This window comes from Limnohabitans radicicola (assembly GCF_014837235.1).
Taxonomy (GTDB): domain Bacteria; phylum Pseudomonadota; class Gammaproteobacteria; order Burkholderiales; family Burkholderiaceae_C; genus Limnohabitans_A; species Limnohabitans_A radicicola.
The window spans coordinates 775,385-791,430 of sequence record NZ_JACYFT010000002.1; the positions used below are offsets into that span (position 1 = coordinate 775,385).

General features: G+C 59.5%; 15 protein-coding genes. 11 read left to right on the top strand and 4 right to left on the bottom strand.

The genetic code is table 11. The features are described 5' to 3' along the window. Positions 1 to 9 precede the first annotated feature (9 nt). Together IC609_RS11440 and IC609_RS11445 are read right to left on the bottom strand one after the other, a co-directional pair. A complete protein-coding gene (locus IC609_RS11440; protein ID WP_191819620.1) occupies positions 10 to 1,050 on the bottom strand; it encodes an ABC transporter permease in 1,041 nt (346 codons plus the stop codon). 8 nt (positions 1,051 to 1,058) lie between these two features. Continuing rightward, positions 1,059 to 1,997 (bottom strand): ABC transporter permease, encoded by a 939-nt coding sequence (locus IC609_RS11445; RefSeq protein ID WP_191819621.1) that lies wholly within the window; start codon positions 1,995 to 1,997, stop codon positions 1,059 to 1,061. 86 nt (positions 1,998 to 2,083) lie between these two features. Here IC609_RS11445 and IC609_RS11450 point away from each other — a divergent pair, with 86 nt between their 5' ends. The 6 genes from IC609_RS11450 to IC609_RS11475 are packed head-to-tail and all read left to right on the top strand — an operon-like array spanning position 2,084 to position 9,329. Continuing rightward, positions 2,084 to 3,895 (top strand): ABC transporter substrate-binding protein, encoded by a 1,812-nt coding sequence (locus IC609_RS11450; protein ID WP_225224126.1) that lies wholly within the window; start codon positions 2,084 to 2,086, stop codon positions 3,893 to 3,895. After that, positions 3,895 to 5,514 (top strand): peptide ABC transporter substrate-binding protein, encoded by a 1,620-nt coding sequence (locus IC609_RS11455; protein ID WP_191819622.1) that lies wholly within the window; start codon positions 3,895 to 3,897, stop codon positions 5,512 to 5,514. The genes IC609_RS11450 and IC609_RS11455 overlap by 1 nt, the downstream gene beginning before the upstream one ends. A 55-nt stretch (positions 5,515 to 5,569) precedes the next feature. Next, complete coding sequence (locus IC609_RS11460) at positions 5,570 to 6,490, top strand: ABC transporter permease subunit (protein WP_191819623.1); 921 nt, start codon at positions 5,570 to 5,572, stop codon at positions 6,488 to 6,490. Beyond that, positions 6,459 to 7,334 (top strand): ABC transporter permease, encoded by an 876-nt coding sequence (locus IC609_RS11465; protein ID WP_191819624.1) that lies wholly within the window; start codon positions 6,459 to 6,461, stop codon positions 7,332 to 7,334. The genes IC609_RS11460 and IC609_RS11465 overlap by 32 nt, the downstream gene beginning before the upstream one ends. A 1-nt stretch (position 7,335) precedes the next feature. After that, on the top strand, positions 7,336 to 8,319 hold the full coding sequence (locus IC609_RS11470; RefSeq protein WP_333473684.1) for an ABC transporter ATP-binding protein: 984 nt from the start codon (positions 7,336 to 7,338) through the stop codon (positions 8,317 to 8,319). Beyond that, complete coding sequence (locus IC609_RS11475; protein ID WP_191819626.1) at positions 8,316 to 9,329, top strand: oligopeptide/dipeptide ABC transporter ATP-binding protein; 1,014 nt, start codon at positions 8,316 to 8,318, stop codon at positions 9,327 to 9,329. Before IC609_RS11470 ends, IC609_RS11475 begins: the two co-directional genes overlap by 4 nt. Here the strand turns inward: IC609_RS11475 and IC609_RS11480 are convergent, their stop codons facing one another. Then, positions 9,330 to 9,794 (bottom strand): DNA polymerase III subunit chi, encoded by a 465-nt coding sequence (locus IC609_RS11480; RefSeq protein WP_333473685.1) that lies wholly within the window; start codon positions 9,792 to 9,794, stop codon positions 9,330 to 9,332. Continuing rightward, positions 9,784 to 11,271, bottom strand: a complete 1,488-nt coding sequence (locus IC609_RS11485; protein ID WP_191819627.1) for a leucyl aminopeptidase — start codon at positions 11,269 to 11,271, stop codon at positions 9,784 to 9,786. The genes IC609_RS11480 and IC609_RS11485 overlap by 11 nt, the downstream gene beginning before the upstream one ends. Before the next feature lie 23 nt (positions 11,272 to 11,294). On the opposite strand from IC609_RS11485, the gene lptF reads away from it, so the two are divergent. Genes lptF through IC609_RS11510 form a run of 5 tightly spaced genes read left to right on the top strand, consistent with a single transcriptional unit; the run spans position 11,295 to position 16,045 of the window. Continuing rightward, entirely contained in the window at positions 11,295 to 12,404 is a 1,110-nt protein-coding gene (gene lptF / locus IC609_RS11490; protein WP_191819628.1) for an LPS export ABC transporter permease LptF, read from the top strand. Further along, positions 12,401 to 13,507, top strand: a complete 1,107-nt coding sequence (lptG, locus tag IC609_RS11495; RefSeq protein WP_191819629.1) for an LPS export ABC transporter permease LptG — start codon at positions 12,401 to 12,403, stop codon at positions 13,505 to 13,507. The genes lptF and lptG overlap by 4 nt, the downstream gene beginning before the upstream one ends. Then, positions 13,504 to 13,887, top strand: coding sequence for a sirohydrochlorin chelatase (locus IC609_RS11500; RefSeq protein WP_191819630.1), 384 nt, complete (start codon positions 13,504 to 13,506; stop codon positions 13,885 to 13,887). Before lptG ends, IC609_RS11500 begins: the two co-directional genes overlap by 4 nt. 43 nt (positions 13,888 to 13,930) lie before the next feature. Continuing rightward, positions 13,931 to 14,872, top strand: a complete 942-nt coding sequence (locus IC609_RS11505) for a CysB family HTH-type transcriptional regulator (protein ID WP_191819631.1) — start codon at positions 13,931 to 13,933, stop codon at positions 14,870 to 14,872. A gap of 3 nt (positions 14,873 to 14,875) precedes the next feature. After that, positions 14,876 to 16,045, top strand: coding sequence for a pyridoxal phosphate-dependent aminotransferase (locus IC609_RS11510; protein ID WP_191819632.1), 1,170 nt, complete (start codon positions 14,876 to 14,878; stop codon positions 16,043 to 16,045). Position 16,046 lies beyond the last annotated feature (1 nt).

A 16,046-nucleotide genomic window follows, 5' to 3' on the forward strand; every position in this document is an offset into this window, starting at 1 on the left:
CACATGCCCTCAGCGAATCTTGGGGTCCAGCGCATCGCGCAAGGCATCTGTGAACAGGGCAAACGCCGTCACAAAGATGGCCATCATGGTCGTCGCCGCCAGAAACTGCCACCAGATACCCAAGATCAGCTCGGTCTGGGATTCCGACAGCATCGTGCCCCAGCTGACCATGTCGATCGACACACCCAAACCCAGGAAAGACAGAATCACTTCGGCTTTGATGAAGCCGACCACATGCAAACTCAGCTGAACCAGAATCACATGGCTGATGTTGGGCAGGATATGGACAAACAAACGCGAAAAATGACTGGCACCAATGGCCTCGGCCGCACGCACATAGTCGCGTGAGCGGTGCTTGATGTACTCGGCCCGCACCAGACGGTAAATGCCCGTCCAGCCCACCAGACTCAATATCACCACCACGTTCATGATGCCGTTGGAAAACACCTTGGCCAGCGGTCCGGACTTGAACACCGCCGCCAGCGCGAAAATGAGCAGCACATAAGGAATGGCGTTGAACACGTTGTAGAGCCACTCCAGCGCATCATCCACAGCGCCACCGAAATAGCCACCAACAGCCCCGAGCACTGTACCGATCAGTGTGGCCATCAGGGCGGCGGTCAATCCCACCAGAATCGAAATCTGGGCGCCCTTGATCGCCTTTTTCAGCACATCACGGCCAATGCGGTCACCACCCCATGGCAAGGTGTCTTGCTTGATCTGGTTGTGGATTGTCACGCCAGAGGCTTTTTGCTGCCACTTCTCATAAAAGGGTGCCAAAGGATCGATGTCCGAAATATCCAACTGCTTCACAGGGGCTTGCGCTTCCTGTTCAGCTTGAACATCGGCTTTGGCCCCCATCACATGCGGAGGGGCAAAAGGCTGGCCAATTTCCTCTTGCCAGTCGCTGCCCACCCAGCCGAGCTGAGCAGACAACACCAGCGCAAAGAACAAGCCCACCACCGTGAGGGCACCCATACCGGTTTTGTCGCTGCGAAAACGCTCCACCACCTGAGCCCACAGCGAATTGGAATGACGATTGGAAACCATGACTGCACTCATTTGAGTTTCACGCGGGGATCAACCCACTGGTAAAGGACATCGGTCAACAGATTGATGACCATGGTGAGCGCCGCCAGGTAAATGGTGGCGGCCTGAATGACAGGGTAGTCGCTGCGGTTGACCGCGGTGTAGACCTCGCGACCCAAACCCGGGATGGAGAAAAACACTTCGATGAGGAAAGAGCCAATGAAAATGCTGGGCAAATGCGTGGCCACATTGGTCAAGATGGGAATCAAGGCATTGGGCAGCACATGACGGAACAGCACCGCCTCCTCCGAAAGCCCTTTGGACCGTGCCGTGCGCACGTAATCCTGGGTGATTTCATCGAGAAAAAAGCTGCGGTACAACCGGGTGTGTGGCCCCAAGCTCACGATCACGGCCAACAATACCGGCAAGGGCGCGAACGACATCAGGTTGGTCCAAACGCTGTTGCTCCAACCCTGCACGGGGAACCACCCGAGCACAAAGGCAAACAGGTACTGGCCAAAGATGACGTAGACCAGAAAGCTGATGGACATGGCTACGGTGCAAATGACCATCACCACTTTGTCGGTCAAGGTGCCACGCACATACGCCACCGCGAGACCTGCCAAAGTCCCCAGCAACACCTCGATCACCAGAATCGGGGTCATCACTGTCAGAGTGGCGGGCAGTCTGGTCTGGAAAATTTTGGCCACCGATTCGTTGGTCGCCCAACTGTTGCCCCAATCAAACGTGGCCACCTTGATCATGAATTGCCACATCTGTTGCCACAGTGGCAAGTCCAGGCCCAGTTGTTTGCGGATGGAATCGATCTGCTCCTGCGAAGCATTCATGCCCGCCAGGATCTCGGCCGGATCACCACCAAAGTAATGGAAAAGCAGGAATACCAGCAGCATGACGCCCAACAAAGTAGGAATCATCTGGAGGATGCGTCTGACAAGAAAGTTCAGCATGGTGGGGTAATTGCTCGATTGACCGGTTCCGGTCGGTAAGGCACTATTATTGGCCGTAAATTTGTTCATTCTTCTAAGTGTTTGCCTTGATCATTTCTCGCCTGTTCTACCCCGCCCTTGCGCTGATCTGCGGCCTCCACAGCCTGAGCGTCCAAGCCCAAAGCACCAAAGCCCCGGAAAAGGTTTTCCGCTATGCCATGCAATCGGCAGAAACCGGGTTTGACCCCGCACAACTGTCGGATCTTTACTCGCGCATCTTGACGTCGAACATGTTCGACTCTCTCTACACCTACGACTACCTGGCCAGACCTTTGGTAGTTCGCCCCAACCTGGCAGCAGCCATGCCAGACGTTTCGGCCGATTTCAGGACCTATACCGTCAAACTCAAGCCGGGCATTTATTTTTCGGACGATCCTGCCTTCAAGGGACGAAAACGCGAGTTGGTGGCCAGCGACGTGGTTTACACCTACAAACGCATCTTCGACCCCAAGAACAAAAGCCCCAGCGTGGCGGGTTTGCGCGAAGAAAAAATCCTGGGCATGGAAGAGTTGCGTGAGCAAGCCACCAAAACGGGCAAGTTCGATTACGACCACGAAATCGAAGGTCTGCGCGCCTTGGACAAATACACTGTGCAGTTCAAGCTGGGGGAAGTGCGCCCCCGCTTTCTGGAGGCACTGACCGACCCTGGCATCTTCGGCATCGTGGCGCGTGAAGTGGTCGAAACCTACGGTGATCGCATCATGGAGCACCCGGTGGGCACGGGCCCTTTCAAGCTCAGCGAGTGGCGGCGCTCTTCCAGGATCGTCTTTGTGCGCAACCCCAACTACCGGGATGATTATTTCGAAGCCAGCCCGCCTGCAGACTCAGCGCTCTCGCAGCAGGTGAATGCGCAGATGAATGGTCGAAAACTGCCGCAGATCGACAAGGTGGAAGTCTCGATCATCGAAGAAGCTCAGCCGCGCTGGTTGGCTTTTCTGGGCAACGAACACGACCTGATGGAGCGCTTGCCTGCCGCATTTGTCAATGTGGCCATTCCACAGAACAAGCTGGCACCCAATCTTCAAAAACGTGGCATCCAGATGCAACGCAGTCCCTTGATGGATGTGACCTATGCTTTTTTCAACATGGATCATCCAGTGGTAGGGGGTTACACTCCAGACAAAGTGGCCCTGCGCCGGGCCATTTCGCTGGCTTACAACACTGCCGAAGAAGTGCGGCTGCCCAGACGCAATCAAGCCATCGTCTCTCAGGGACCCATCATGCCCCTGACCCGCGCCTACAACGCGAACACACGATCCGAGATGGGTGTTTTCGACAGAACCAAAGCCATGGCTTTGCTCGACATGTTCGACTATACCGACAAAGACGGTGACGGCTGGCGTGACCTGCCCGATGGCAAGCCCCTGACGCTCGAATACGCCACTATTTCAACGGCCGATTACCGCGAACTCAATGAAATCTGGAAAAAGAACATGGACGCCATCGGCATCCGCGTTGAATTCAAATACGGCCAATGGCCTGAACAACTCAAGGCTGCCCGCAACGGCAAACTGATGATGTGGAGCCTGGGACTGGGTGGCGGCTCACCCGATGGGGCCGGTGTCCTGGCCGTCGGCTACAGCAAATCGATTGGCGCCCAAAACTATGCGCGGTTCAAATTACCCGAATACGACGAGATCTACCGCAAGATCAACCGCATGCCCGACAGTCCGGAGCGCACGGAGCTGATCGAACAGGCCGTCAAACTGCTGGTGGCCTATGCCCCCTACAAGTTTGTCTCCCATCGGATCGGCACCGATCTGACACATCCCTGGGTGCAGGGCTACGTCCGCAATCCGATTGCACGTGACTTCTGGAAATACATCGACATCGACGTGCAAAAAGCACCCAAACCCTGATGCAAAAAATCCCACAGACTTTCCTGGCCGTGTCCTTGAGCGGCCTGCTGGCATTGGCCGCCTTGACCTCTTGGGCCGCCACCGTGCCAACTGGTGTTCAGCTGCATGCTGAGCAAACCCTGACCCGCAACAATGGCTCCGAGCCAGAAACCCTCGATCCCTCGCTGATCGAATCGGTCGGGGCTGCCAACCTCGCGCGCGACCTCTTCGAAGGCCTGACGGCCAGCAACGCCAACGGCAAAATCGTGCCCGGCGTGGCCGAAAAATGGCGGCAGGTGGACCCGACCACATGGACCTTTCAGTTGCGGCCACAAGCCAAATGGCAAAACGGCGAACCAGTGACTGCGCAGGACTTTGTTTACTCGTTCCGCCGCCTGGTCGACCCCAAAACCGGCTCCAAATACGCTCGCACTTTTGGAGATTTCCTCCTCAATGGCAAGGAAGTGGCGCTGGGCCAGAAACCGCCCCAGGAACTCGGTGTGCGCGCCATTGACAAAGCCACACTGGAAATCAAAACCTCACACCCCGTGAAATTTTTGCCTGAACTCGTGAGCAACCCCAATCTGAGCCCACTGCACGCCAAGTCAATTGAAAAACTGGGGCGAGAGTGGACCAAACCTGGCAACCTGATGGGCAACGGTGCTTACACACTCAAAAGCTGGCAAGTCAACAGCAAAATTGTGCTCGAAAAAAACCCGAGTTACTGGGATGCTGATCAGGTCGTGATCAACCGTGTGACCTACCTGCCCGTAGAGGACGGCCATGTGGATGTCAAGCTGTTCGAGTCCGGCCAGAACGATTGGGTCTACATGCTGCCACCGGGCACCTACGAGTCCTATTTGAAAAAATATCCCAAGGACACGCGCAACACCCCTTTGCTGGCCCTGCGCTATTACGATTTCCAAACGCAATCGCCTTTCTTCAAGGACGTGCGGGTGCGCCAGGCCCTGTCGATGGTGCTGGACCGCGAAATTCTGGCCCAGAAGGTAACTGCCGACGGCCAAAGTCCGGCGTATGGCCTGATCGTCAAAGGCGTGGATGGCGCCGACCCCATCGCCTATGAGTGGGCCAACTGGCCCATGGCCAAGAAGGTGGAAACGGCCAAGGCACTGCTCGCGCAAGCAGGGGTTCAACCCGGTGCCAAGTTCACCTTCTCTTACAACACCAGCGAATACCACAAGAAGATGGCCATTTTTGCCGCTTCTGAATGGAAGTCCAAACTCGGACTGACCGTGGAATTGGAGGCCATGGAATTCAAGGTCCTGATCAAGAAACGCCATGACGGTCAATACGAGATGGCTCGTGACGGTTGGAACTCCGACTACAACGATGCGACCAGTTTCATTGCGCTGGTCAAATGCGACTCAGACCAAAACCACAGCCGCCATTGCAACAAGGATGCGGAAGTGCTGATCCAAAAAGGCCTCAAGGAAAACGATCAAGCCAAGCGCAAAGCGGCTTTGAACGAGGCCATTCGCCTCATCATGAACGACTACCCCATCATCCCCTTGTTGCAGTATTCCCTGCCCAGGCTGGTCAAGTCTTATGTGGGCGGCTACAGCACCGAGAACCAGATGGACCGTTTCCGCACACAGGACCTCTACATCATCAAGCACTGAAATAATTCAGTCGCAGCCTCGGGCCATTGAAGTCTGAAGGCTAGACTCGGTGTCCATGCTCGCCTACACATTTCGACGTCTGCTGATCACCATCCCGACCTTGCTGGTGGTGATCGGGGTGGTTTACATCCTGCTTTTTTCCGCGCCCGGCGGGCCGTTTGACTCCGAGCGTGTTGTGCCCGAGGCCATACAAGCTCAGCTGATGAGCAAGTACCACCTCGATCTGCCTTACTGGAAACAGTACCTGCTGTACATCGGGCAATTGCTGCAAGGCGATCTGGGCGTGTCTTACCGCTACGCCGACTGGTCCGTGAATGAACTGGTGGGCAGCGCCCTGCCCGTCTCGCTGACCATCGGCGGGCTGTCGATCATCCTCTCACTGCTCATCGGTGTGCTGCTGGGCGCACTGGCAGCCCTGTACCGCAACTCCTTTGTGGACTACCTGGTCATGGCTCTGGGCAGCTTGGGCAGCGTGGTGCCGTCCTTTGTGCTGGGGCCGCTCCTGGTGCTGGCCTTTGCCATCGGCTTGCAATGGTTGCCTTCAGGCGGCTGGGATCATTTCTCATGGCAGTTCATGGTCTTGCCTGTCAGCCTGCTGACCCTGATCAACGTGTCGACCCTGGCACGCATCATGCGCGCCAGCATGGTGGAGGTGATGGGCAGCAATTACATCCGCACGGCCCGCGCCAAAGGCCTGCCGATGCACCTGATCGTGTTCAGGCATGCCTTGCGGCCATCGTTGCTGCCGGTGGTCACCATCGTCGGGCCGTTGGCGGTGTCCTCGATCACGGCAGCCTTGGTGACCGAGAGCATTTTTTCCATTCCTGGCCTGGGCATTTTGGTGGTCAATGGCGCGGCCAACCGCGATTACACGCTGGTGCTGGGCCTGGTGGTGCTGATCACCACGCTGGTCGTGCTGGTCAATTTGTGTGTGGACCTGATTTATGCATTCCTCGATCCCCGCAGCAGAGCCTGAGCGCAGCCCATGGCGCGATGCCATGCAGCGCTTTCGTCGCAATAAGGCCGCGGTCACGAGCCTGGCTTTTCTGATTCTGGTCACCCTGACCTGCGTCATCGGCCCCTGGCTGCTGACACACGCTTATGACAGCACCGACTGGGACGCACTCAAACTCCCGCCATCGCTTTCCAACAGCCACTGGTGGGGCACCGACGAGTCAGGACGTGACTTGCTGGTGCGCTGTCTGATGGGCGGTCGCATCTCGCTGATGGTAGGTATCCTGACGACCATGACCTCGATTGCTCTGGGCGTGGTCTGGGGCGCTACTGCGGGCTACCTGGGGGGCGCGGTGGACCAGGTGATGATGCGCATCGTGGACATCATGTACGCCGTGCCTTACCTGCTGATCGCGATCTTGCTGGTGACGGTGCTGGGCCGTGACTTTTACCTCGTGGTGCTGGCCATTACCGCTTTTTCATGGATGGACACGGCCCGACTGGTGCGCGGCCAAACCCTGTCCCTGCGCAAGATGGAATTCGTGGAAGCCGCGAGAGCCATGGGCGTGTCCACGCCGCGCATCGTGATCGAGCACATCGTGCCCAATCTGCTGGGTCTGGTGCTGGTGTACGCCACAGTGACCGTGCCCAGCGTGATCCTGACAGAATCGGTGCTGTCGTTTCTGGGTCTGGGCATCCAGGAGCCGATGACCAGTTGGGGCGTGCTGATCCATGACGGTGCCCAGATGCTCGATTCGGCCCCATGGCTGCTCATCTTCCCTGCGTTGATGCTGTCGCTCACGCTCTACAGCTTCAACTACCTGGGCGATGGATTGCGCGACGCCCTGGACCCCAAGGACCGCTGACGTGAACACCGACAAGAAGTTGCTGGACGTTCAGAACCTCAGCGTCCACTTTCAAACCCCCGAAGGCGAACTGCAAGCCGTGCGCGATGTGAGCTTCAGCTTGCGCGCTGGCGAAACACTGGGCGTGGTGGGCGAAAGCGGTTCAGGCAAAAGCCAGACCATGCTCGCCATGATGGGTTTGCTGGCCAACAACGCCCGGGCCGATGGCCAAGTGCTGTTTCGCGGCGACAACATCCTGAACGTCCCCACCGCACAGCTCAACCGCGTGCGTGGCCAGAAGATGGCCATGATTTTTCAGGACCCCATGACCTCGCTCAACCCGTTTCTGACGGTGGAGCGGCAGATGACCGAGGTCCTGCAAATCCACCAGAATGCCTCTCGCGGGCAAGCGCGCACAGCGGCGGTCCAGATGCTGGAAAAGCTGCGCATCGCAGACCCCCTGCGCTGCCTGCAAAGCTATCCGCACCAGTTTTCCGGCGGCATGCGTCAGCGCATCATGATCGCCATGGCCTTGCTGAGCCAGCCTGACGTGCTGATTGCCGACGAGCCCACCACGGCACTCGATGTGACCGTGCAGGCGCAAATCGTGGCCCTGCTGCGCCAGCTCCAGCAGGACCACGGCACCAGCATCATCATGGTCACACACGACCTGGGCCTGGTGGCAGGCCTCAGCGACCAGGTGATGGTGATGTACGGTGGCCGGGTCATGGAGCATGCCCAGGCCGACGACATTTTTTACAACACCCGCCACCCTTACACGCGCGCACTGCTGGAGTCGGTCCCCCGATTGGAGCACGCTGACGATGCGCTGGTTGCCATTCCGGGCATGCCGCCATCTCTGCGCAACATGCCTGGGGGCTGCCCGTTCGCACCGCGATGCGCCAAAGCTGACAATGCATGTCAACACCCTGCCCCCTTACAAGTTGTGGCGCTGTCTGCTGCAGACCATGTGTGCGCGTGTCACCACACGGAAGGCCAGGCATGAACCCGTCTGTGATCACCTCGAACAAACCCGTCCTGCTGAAGGTCCGTGACCTGCGCGTGCGCTACCGGGTCAACGGCAGCCAAGGCTTTTGGCCCAAAACCCGCCAACTCGAAGCCGTCAAGGGCATCGGATTTGAACTCTACGAAGGCGAAACTTTGGGCGTTGTGGGCGAGTCTGGCTGCGGCAAATCGAGTCTGGCCAAGGCCCTGATCGGTCTGATCCCCAGCGAATCGAGTCAGCTTCAATGGCTTGGGCAGGACCTGACCCAAACCCCGCTCGATCGCTGGGGCTCGGTCAGACGCGATGTGCAAATGGTTTTTCAGGACCCTCTGTCGAGCCTGGACCCGCGCCTGAATGTGTTCAAAATCGTCTCTGAGCCTTTGCGCACCCACGAGCCAGGGCTGTCTGCAGACCAGCTCAAGGCGGCCGTCATCGACACGCTGAACAAGGTGGGGCTCGAAGAAAGCGTGCTCTACCGCTACCCGCATGAAATGTCAGGAGGCCAATGCCAGCGCATTGGGATCGCCCGCGCCATCATCCTGCGGCCCAAAGTCATTTTGTGCGACGAGCCCGTATCGGCGCTCGATGTGTCCATCCAGGCGCAGATCATCCAGCTGCTGCGTCAATTGCAGCGCGAGATGAACCTGACGCTGGTGTTCATTTCGCATGACCTGGCGGTGGTCAAGCACATCAGCCACCGCGTGATGGTCATGTACCTGGGCAAGCTGATGGAACTCGGCCCCAAGCAGATGCTGTTCAAACAGCCCATGCACCCCTACACGCAAGCCCTGCTGGATGCTGTCCCCAAAGCCGATCCGAGGAACGAACGGCACAAGACGTTATCCTTGCTCTCGGGTGACATTCCTTCGCCGCTCAACCCGCCTTCGGGTTGCGTTTTCCACACCCGTTGTACACGGGCCGATGGGCAGTGCGCGGCCCAAGCCCCTCTGGCGCAAGCCGACGCAGATGGTCACGTCTGCGCTTGTTGGCATCCACGGGTTCGCGCCTGATCAAGCCGCCACGGGCTTGGCCAGGTCGTGTCGAATCAATTCATAACCCAGCTGGGTGTACTGCTTCCAGCGCGCACGGGCGTTGGCGCGCTCCAGGTCATCGGCGGTCACGATCTCGATCAGGCGGGGCAACGCTTCGAACCCGGCCGGAACCGCCTCGCCCAGATTGACAAGCACATCCACCGCACCCAAAGCAGATACACCGTCAGCCAGGAGCACCGCGCATGACGCATGGGCAGGAGGCAGGCCATCGCCCACCAGCGCGTGCGGGATAAAGTCTGCAGCAGAAAAAGTCCAAAGGGCTTGGTCCAGGTGCCCCAGAAACGGCTGGGCGCCCACCACACCCGCCCGCAGACCGCTGGCGTGCACCTTGCGCAACAGCCTGCAGGTGTAGGTCAGCCGGTCAGGCGCGTTGAAATGGAACTCGATGCGGGTCATGCTGGAGGGCGATTTTTCAGGCTGCACGGCGGCGGCTGGTAGCCGCTTTTTTGGCGGCTGGTACCGCCGACAAACCCGTCACGTATTCCAGCAGCAAACTGACCGGGCGGCCTGTGGCGCCTTTGGCCGCACCACTCTTCCAGGCCGTGCCAGCAATGTCCAGGTGCGCCCAAGGGTACTTCTTGGCAAAACGCTGCAAGAACTTGGCGGCCGTCACAGAGCCACCCGCGCGACCTGCGACGTTGGCCACATCGGCGAACTTGCTCTTGAGCCCTTCGGCGTAATCGTCGTCCAGGGGCATGCGCCAGCACAGATCGCCCGAGGTCTCACCCGCTTGCTGCAAGTCGTTGGCCAGTTGGTCATCGCTGGCAAACAGCCCCGAACGCACACCGCCCAGCGCGATCACACAGGCCCCGGTCAGGGTGGCGATGTCGATCACGGCGCGGGGCTTGAAACGCTCCGCGTAAGTCAAGGCATCGCACAACACCAAACGCCCCTCGGCGTCGGTGTTGAGGATTTCAATCGTCTGGCCGCTCATGCTGGTGACCACATCGCCGGGCTTGACAGCGGTGCCGTCCGGCATGTTCTCGGTGGCCGGGATCAGGCCCACCACATTGACCTGGGGGCGCAGGATGCTCAGAGACTTGAACACGCCCAGCACACTGGCCGCACCGCTCATGTCGAATTTCATTTCGTCCATCTCGGCCGCTGGCTTCATCGAAATGCCGCCCGTGTCGAACGTGATGCCTTTGCCCACCAGCACCACAGGCGCATCTTGTGTTTTGGCGCCTTTGTACTGCATGACGATGAATCGCAGAGGCTCGGCCGAGCCCTTGGCCACAGCCAGGAACGAGCCCATGCCCAATTTGGTGACCTCTTTGGGGCCGAGCACCTCGCAGGCCATCTGGGGACCTTTGGCAATGGCACGAGCCGCCGTGGCCAGGTCGCTCGGTGTGGCATGGTTGGCCGGGCGGTTGGCCCATTCTTTGGCTGTTTCAATCCCTGCGACCTGGGCGTGGCCCTTTTCCAGGGCAAGGCGGTGCGCTGCCGTGACCGATTCGGCGCTCAGGCCCACCTGAATGAGTGTTCGGGGCTTGGCTTTGCTCAGTGTCGTGGTATAGACATAGCTGGCTTCGGCCAATGCCACGGCCGCGTGCTGCACTTGCTCGGGCTGCACATCGCCCGCCCAATGCAGGCCCAGGCGCTGGATTTTGGCGCCCTTGAGGCTGGCCCAAGCCGCCATCACAGCCGCTTTGTGGTCAGCGGTTTGACCTTCACCACACGAAACCACCACCACGCGTCGGGCCTTGAAGCCCTCCATGCCGTAAGATTGCAGGATTGAACCGGTTTTGTGTTCGAAATCCCCCGCTTTCAGGGCCTTGTTGACCCAAGCCGACAACAGGTCCTGACCTGTGGCAGCGTTCTGAGGCCAGATCACCACCAGGGCATCGTGCACGTCGCGTTGCAGTTGTTGAAGAGCGCGTTTCTGGATTTCGAGTTTCATGACTGGTTTTCTCCTTGCCCACCATGTTATTCGATTCTTCCCTGCGCAGAGACCTGGCCCGCAACTTCGGCGCCACTGTGATCGTGCTCGTCACCATCGTGATGACGATCCTGCTCATCCGCACGCTGGGCCAGGCCAGTCGAGGCAGCATCAACCCGTCCGAAGTCCTGCTGATCATGGGCTTCAACCTGATTGGCCAATTGACCACCATCCTGGCCCTGAGCCTGTTCATCACCGTGGTGTCCACCCTCACCCGCATGTACAGCGACAGCGAGATGGTGATCTGGTTCAGCAGCGGCCAGGGGCTTTTGCGCTTCATCGGGCCTTTGCTGCGCTTTGCCTGGCCCATGGTCCTGGCCATCGTGCTGCTGGCCCTCTTTGCCTGGCCCTGGAGCAACCAGCAAATGCAGGACCTGCGGCAGCGCTACGAAAAACGCAATGACATCGAACGCGTGGCCCCTGGGCAGTTCCAGGAATCGGGTCAAGGCAAACGGGTGTTTTTCATCGACAAAGATTCGCCCGACAAACGCATCGGCAAAAACGTTTTCGTCTACAGCGAAGACGGCCCACTGGAGTCCACCACCACGGCAGAGCAAGGGCGGGTGGAATTCCACGGTGCAGACCGCTTCCTGATGCTCGAGTCAGGCCAGCAGTTGCTGCGCAACCGCGAAACCGGTGAAGTGCGCGTGACCCAATTCAAGCAATACGACCTGCTGGTGGATACAGCGCCCATGAGCGCTGCGCTGGACATCGCCAGTCGACAGCTTTCGAGTCTGGAGCTGCTCAAGCAACCCACGGCCGTGAACCTGGGCGAATTGTCATGGCGGCTGGGCCTGGGCCTGTGCGCCCTGAACCTGATCCTGCTGGCGGTCAGCCTCTCGGCCGTCAACCCTCGCGCCGGGCGCAGCTACCAGTTTGGGCTGGCCCTGCTGACCTTCGTGGTCTACTACAACATGGTCAACATTGGCCAAAGCTGGATCAGCAATGGCCGCATCGGCTTTGGCCCCTGGATGCTGAGCTTGCATGGCAGCATGTTCGCACTGGCCATGGGCTGGTTGTTCGCACGCAACCAGAACTGGTCCTGGCGCAACTGGCTGGCCCGTGTTCGCCCCAACCCGAGCACCGCGTCATGAAAACCGTCCAGCGCCTGCTCTACAAGGAAATCACCCAAGCCGTGGTGTTTGTGGCCTGTGGTTTTCTCGCCTTGTTCATTTTCTTTGACTTGGTGGAAGAACTGCAGAACCTCACGCGCCTGGCGTATGCGGGCTTCCGTTTGCAACACGGTCTGATTCAGGTGGCCCTCAAGGCCCCTGGGCACTTGTATGAACTGATGCCCATCTCGGTGCTGATCGGCACAATCTTCGTGATGGCGCGGCTGGCACAAAGCTCCGAATTCACCATCCTGCGCACAGGGGGGCTGGAACCCGTACGGGCCCTGACCATGCTGTTGCAACTGGGTGTGGGGTTTGTGCTGGTCACATTTTTGCTGGGCGACTACATCGCCCCATGGGCCGAGCGCCAAAGCACCTTGCTCAAAAGCCAGTTCAAAGGGGCCATCACCACCGGACAAACCGGGGCCTGGCTCAAGGAACGGACCGACAAAAGCCATTCGGCTGTCAATGTCAAGGCCTTCAACGACCAGGCCCACATGGTGGGTATCCGCATCCACCAGTTCACGGCCCAAGGCGAATTGCTGGCCATCACCCAGGCAGCAAAAGGCGAATTTGCCGATGGCATGTGGAAACTGAGCGACGTGGAGCAGGAAGAACTCCAAGGCAAAGGTCCGCAGCAAATGACACAGATCAAGGTCCGCAAGTTGCCCACACTGGACTGGCCCACCAGCATCACGGCCGACATGGTGGCTGCTGCCCTGCTCAGCCCTGACCAGATGAAAATCTGGGACCTGATGCTCTACACCCGCCATCTCTCCAAAAACAACCAGAACGCCCAACAGTACGAAATCCAGCTCTGGCGCAAGGTGTTTTACCCCCTCAGCTGCCTGGTCATGCTGACCCTGGCACTTCCGTTTGCCTACCTGCACTTTCGCTCCGGGCAAATTGCCGGGCATGTGTTCGGTGGGGTCATGGCAGGCATCAGCTTTTACCTGCTCAACAATGTGTTTGGCCACATCGGCAATTTGCAGAACTGGGTGCCCTGGATCACCTCGGCCGCACCCTCTTTGCTCTACACCCTGATTTCGCTGGCGGCATTTGCCTGGATGGTGAACAAGCAATGACAAGCATTGACACGGGCATCGTGCTGTTTGCGCACGGCTCACGCGACCCCCTCTGGCGTGCCCCCATCGACGCCGTGGCGCAAGCCATCGCGGCGCAATCGCCGGGCGCTGTGGTGCGCTGCGCCTTTCTGGAACTGACCTCACCCGACTTGCCCACCGTTGTGGACGAACTGGTCAGCCTGGGCCTGGGTCGGGTGCGCATCGTCCCCATGTTCCTCGGCGTCGGCCGTCACGCTCGCGAGGATTTGCCTGACCTCGTCACACAACTGCGGGCGCGACACCCTGCATTGGAATTGACATTGATGCCCTCGGTGGGCGAGCACCCTGCCTTGACCGCGCTGATGGCACAGATTGCACTGGGCACTGCGCCCACCCCATAAAACCCCAAGGCATAATTGCACTCGTCGATATGGCGAATTGCATATGAACCTGCACCAATTCAGATTTGTTCAAGAGGCTGCCCGCCGCAACCTCAACCTCACTGAGGCCGCGAAGGCCCTGCACACCTCGCAACCTGGGGTGTCCAAAGCCATCATCGAACTCGAAGAAGAGCTGGGCATTGAGATCTTTGCCCGCCATGGCAAACGGCTCAAACGCATCACCGAGCCCGGCCTGCATGTGATGCAAAGCATCGAAATCATCCTGCGCGAAGTAGGCAACCTGCGCAAGATCGGCGACCAGTACAGCGCCCAGGACAGCGGCACCCTCTCCATCGCCACCACCCACACGCAGGCGCGCTACGTGTTGCCCGTGCCTGTGGCTAAGCTGCGGGAGAAGTACCCCAAGGTCAACATCAGCTTGCACCAAGGAGCGCCGGACCAGGTGGCCAAGATGCTGCTCGACGACACGGCCGAGATCGGCATTGCCACCGAATCGCTGTCGGCCTACGAAGACCTGGTCACCCTGCCCTGCTACGAGTGGCAGCACATGCTGGTGATGCCGCTGGACCACCCTTTGGCCCAACTCGAGCGCCTGACGCTCGAAGACATCGCCAAAGAGCCGCTGATCACCTACCACCCCTCGTTCACCGGACGCACCCGCATTGACCACGCCTTTGCCGCCAAGAAGCTGCAGCCACGCATCGCTCTGGAAGCCATCGACTCGGACGTGATCAAGACGTATGTCCGCCTGGGTCTGGGCGTGGGCATCGTGGCTGAAATGGCGGTCAAGGACGACCCGGTCAACGACCTGGCCGTGCGCCCATTGGGCAATCTGCTGGGCATGAACGTGGCCCGTGTCGCCTTCAAGCGTGGGGCATACCTGCGCCACTTTGTCTACCATTTCGCCGAACTGTTGAGCGACCGACTGACCGCCAACCTGGTGGCCAAGGCCATGACCGGACACATCAACGACTACGAACTCTGAGCCATGACACCCCGCACCCCGCACCTGCCCTCCAAGACGCCCAACATGGGCACCACCATCTTCACCGTCATGTCGGCGCTGGCCGCCGAAAAAGGCGCGGTCAACCTCGGCCAGGGCTTTCCGGACTTTGCCTGCGACCCGCGACTCGTGGATGCGGTGACCGATGCCATGCGCGAAGGCCTGAACCAATACCCGCCCATGACGGGTGTGGCCCCGCTGCGAGAAGCGGTGAGCGCCAAAATTGGCAAGCTCTATGGGCGCCACTACGACCCCGTGACCGAGATCACCGTCACCGCAGGCGCCACGCAAGCCATCCTCACCACCATCCTGGCCATCGTGCACCCAGGCGACGAGGTGATCGTGCTGGAACCCTGTTACGACAGCTATGTGCCTAACATCGAGCTGGCAGGCGGTGTGGTCGTGCGCGTGCCGCTCACGCCCGGCAGCTTCCGACCCGACTTTGACAAGATCCAGGCCGCCATCACGCCGCGCACACGCGCCATCCTGATCAACTCGCCGCACAACCCCAGCGGCATGATCTGGTCACGCGAAGACATGCTGCGGCTGCAAGAGATCCTCGACCCGACCGAGGTGCTGCTCATCAGCGACGAGGTCTATGAACACATGGTCTACGCGCCCAACCAGCACTGGAGCGCGGCCAGTTTCGAGGGTCTGGCGGCCCGCGCCTTCATCGTCTCCAGCTTTGGCAAAACCTACCATGTGACCGGCTGGAAAGTCGGCACCGTGGCCGCGCCTGCCGCACTGACGGCCGAGTTCCGCAAAGTGCACCAGTTCAATGTGTTCACCGTCAACACCCCGGTGCAGCACGGCCTGGCGCGCTACATGGCAGACCCGACGCCCTACCTGGAGTTGCCCGCGTTTTACCAACGCAAGCGCGACCTGTTCCGCGCAGGCCTGGCCCAAACCAAATTCAAGCTGCTGCCCGGCGAAGGCACTTACTTCCAGTGCGTGGACATCTCGGGCCTGGATGTGCCCGAGAAACACCTCAGCGAAGCCGAGTTCTGCCAGTGGCTCACCACCGACATCGGCGTGGCCGCCATCCCGCTGTCAGCCTTTTACGGCAATGGCTTTGACCAGAAAGTGATCCGTTTCTGCTTCGCCAAGAAAGACGAAACGCTGAACCTGGCGCTGGAGCGGCTGGCCAAACTCTGAC

What these genes read in the sequence shown, in the direction of transcription:
- IC609_RS11440 (WP_191819620.1), bottom strand. Translation starts at nt 1,050, where the DNA reads ATGGTTTCCAATCGTCATTCCAATTCGCTGTGGGCTCAGGTGGTGGAG.
- IC609_RS11445 (WP_191819621.1), bottom strand. Translation starts at nt 1,997, where the DNA reads ATGCTGAACTTTCTTGTCAGACGCATCCTCCAGATGATTCCTACTTTG.
- IC609_RS11455 (WP_191819622.1), top strand. Translation starts at nt 3,895, where the DNA reads ATGCAAAAAATCCCACAGACTTTCCTGGCCGTGTCCTTGAGCGGCCTG.
- IC609_RS11460 (WP_191819623.1), top strand. Translation starts at nt 5,570, where the DNA reads ATGCTCGCCTACACATTTCGACGTCTGCTGATCACCATCCCGACCTTG.
- IC609_RS11465 (WP_191819624.1), top strand. Translation starts at nt 6,459, where the DNA reads ATGCATTCCTCGATCCCCGCAGCAGAGCCTGAGCGCAGCCCATGGCGC.
- IC609_RS11475 (WP_191819626.1), top strand. Translation starts at nt 8,316, where the DNA reads ATGAACCCGTCTGTGATCACCTCGAACAAACCCGTCCTGCTGAAGGTC.
- IC609_RS11485 (WP_191819627.1), bottom strand. Translation starts at nt 11,271, where the DNA reads ATGAAACTCGAAATCCAGAAACGCGCTCTTCAACAACTGCAACGCGAC.
- lptF (WP_191819628.1), top strand. Translation starts at nt 11,295, where the DNA reads ATGTTATTCGATTCTTCCCTGCGCAGAGACCTGGCCCGCAACTTCGGC.
- lptG (WP_191819629.1), top strand. Translation starts at nt 12,401, where the DNA reads ATGAAAACCGTCCAGCGCCTGCTCTACAAGGAAATCACCCAAGCCGTG.
- IC609_RS11500 (WP_191819630.1), top strand. Translation starts at nt 13,504, where the DNA reads ATGACAAGCATTGACACGGGCATCGTGCTGTTTGCGCACGGCTCACGC.
- IC609_RS11505 (WP_191819631.1), top strand. Translation starts at nt 13,931, where the DNA reads ATGAACCTGCACCAATTCAGATTTGTTCAAGAGGCTGCCCGCCGCAAC.
- IC609_RS11510 (WP_191819632.1), top strand. Translation starts at nt 14,876, where the DNA reads ATGACACCCCGCACCCCGCACCTGCCCTCCAAGACGCCCAACATGGGC.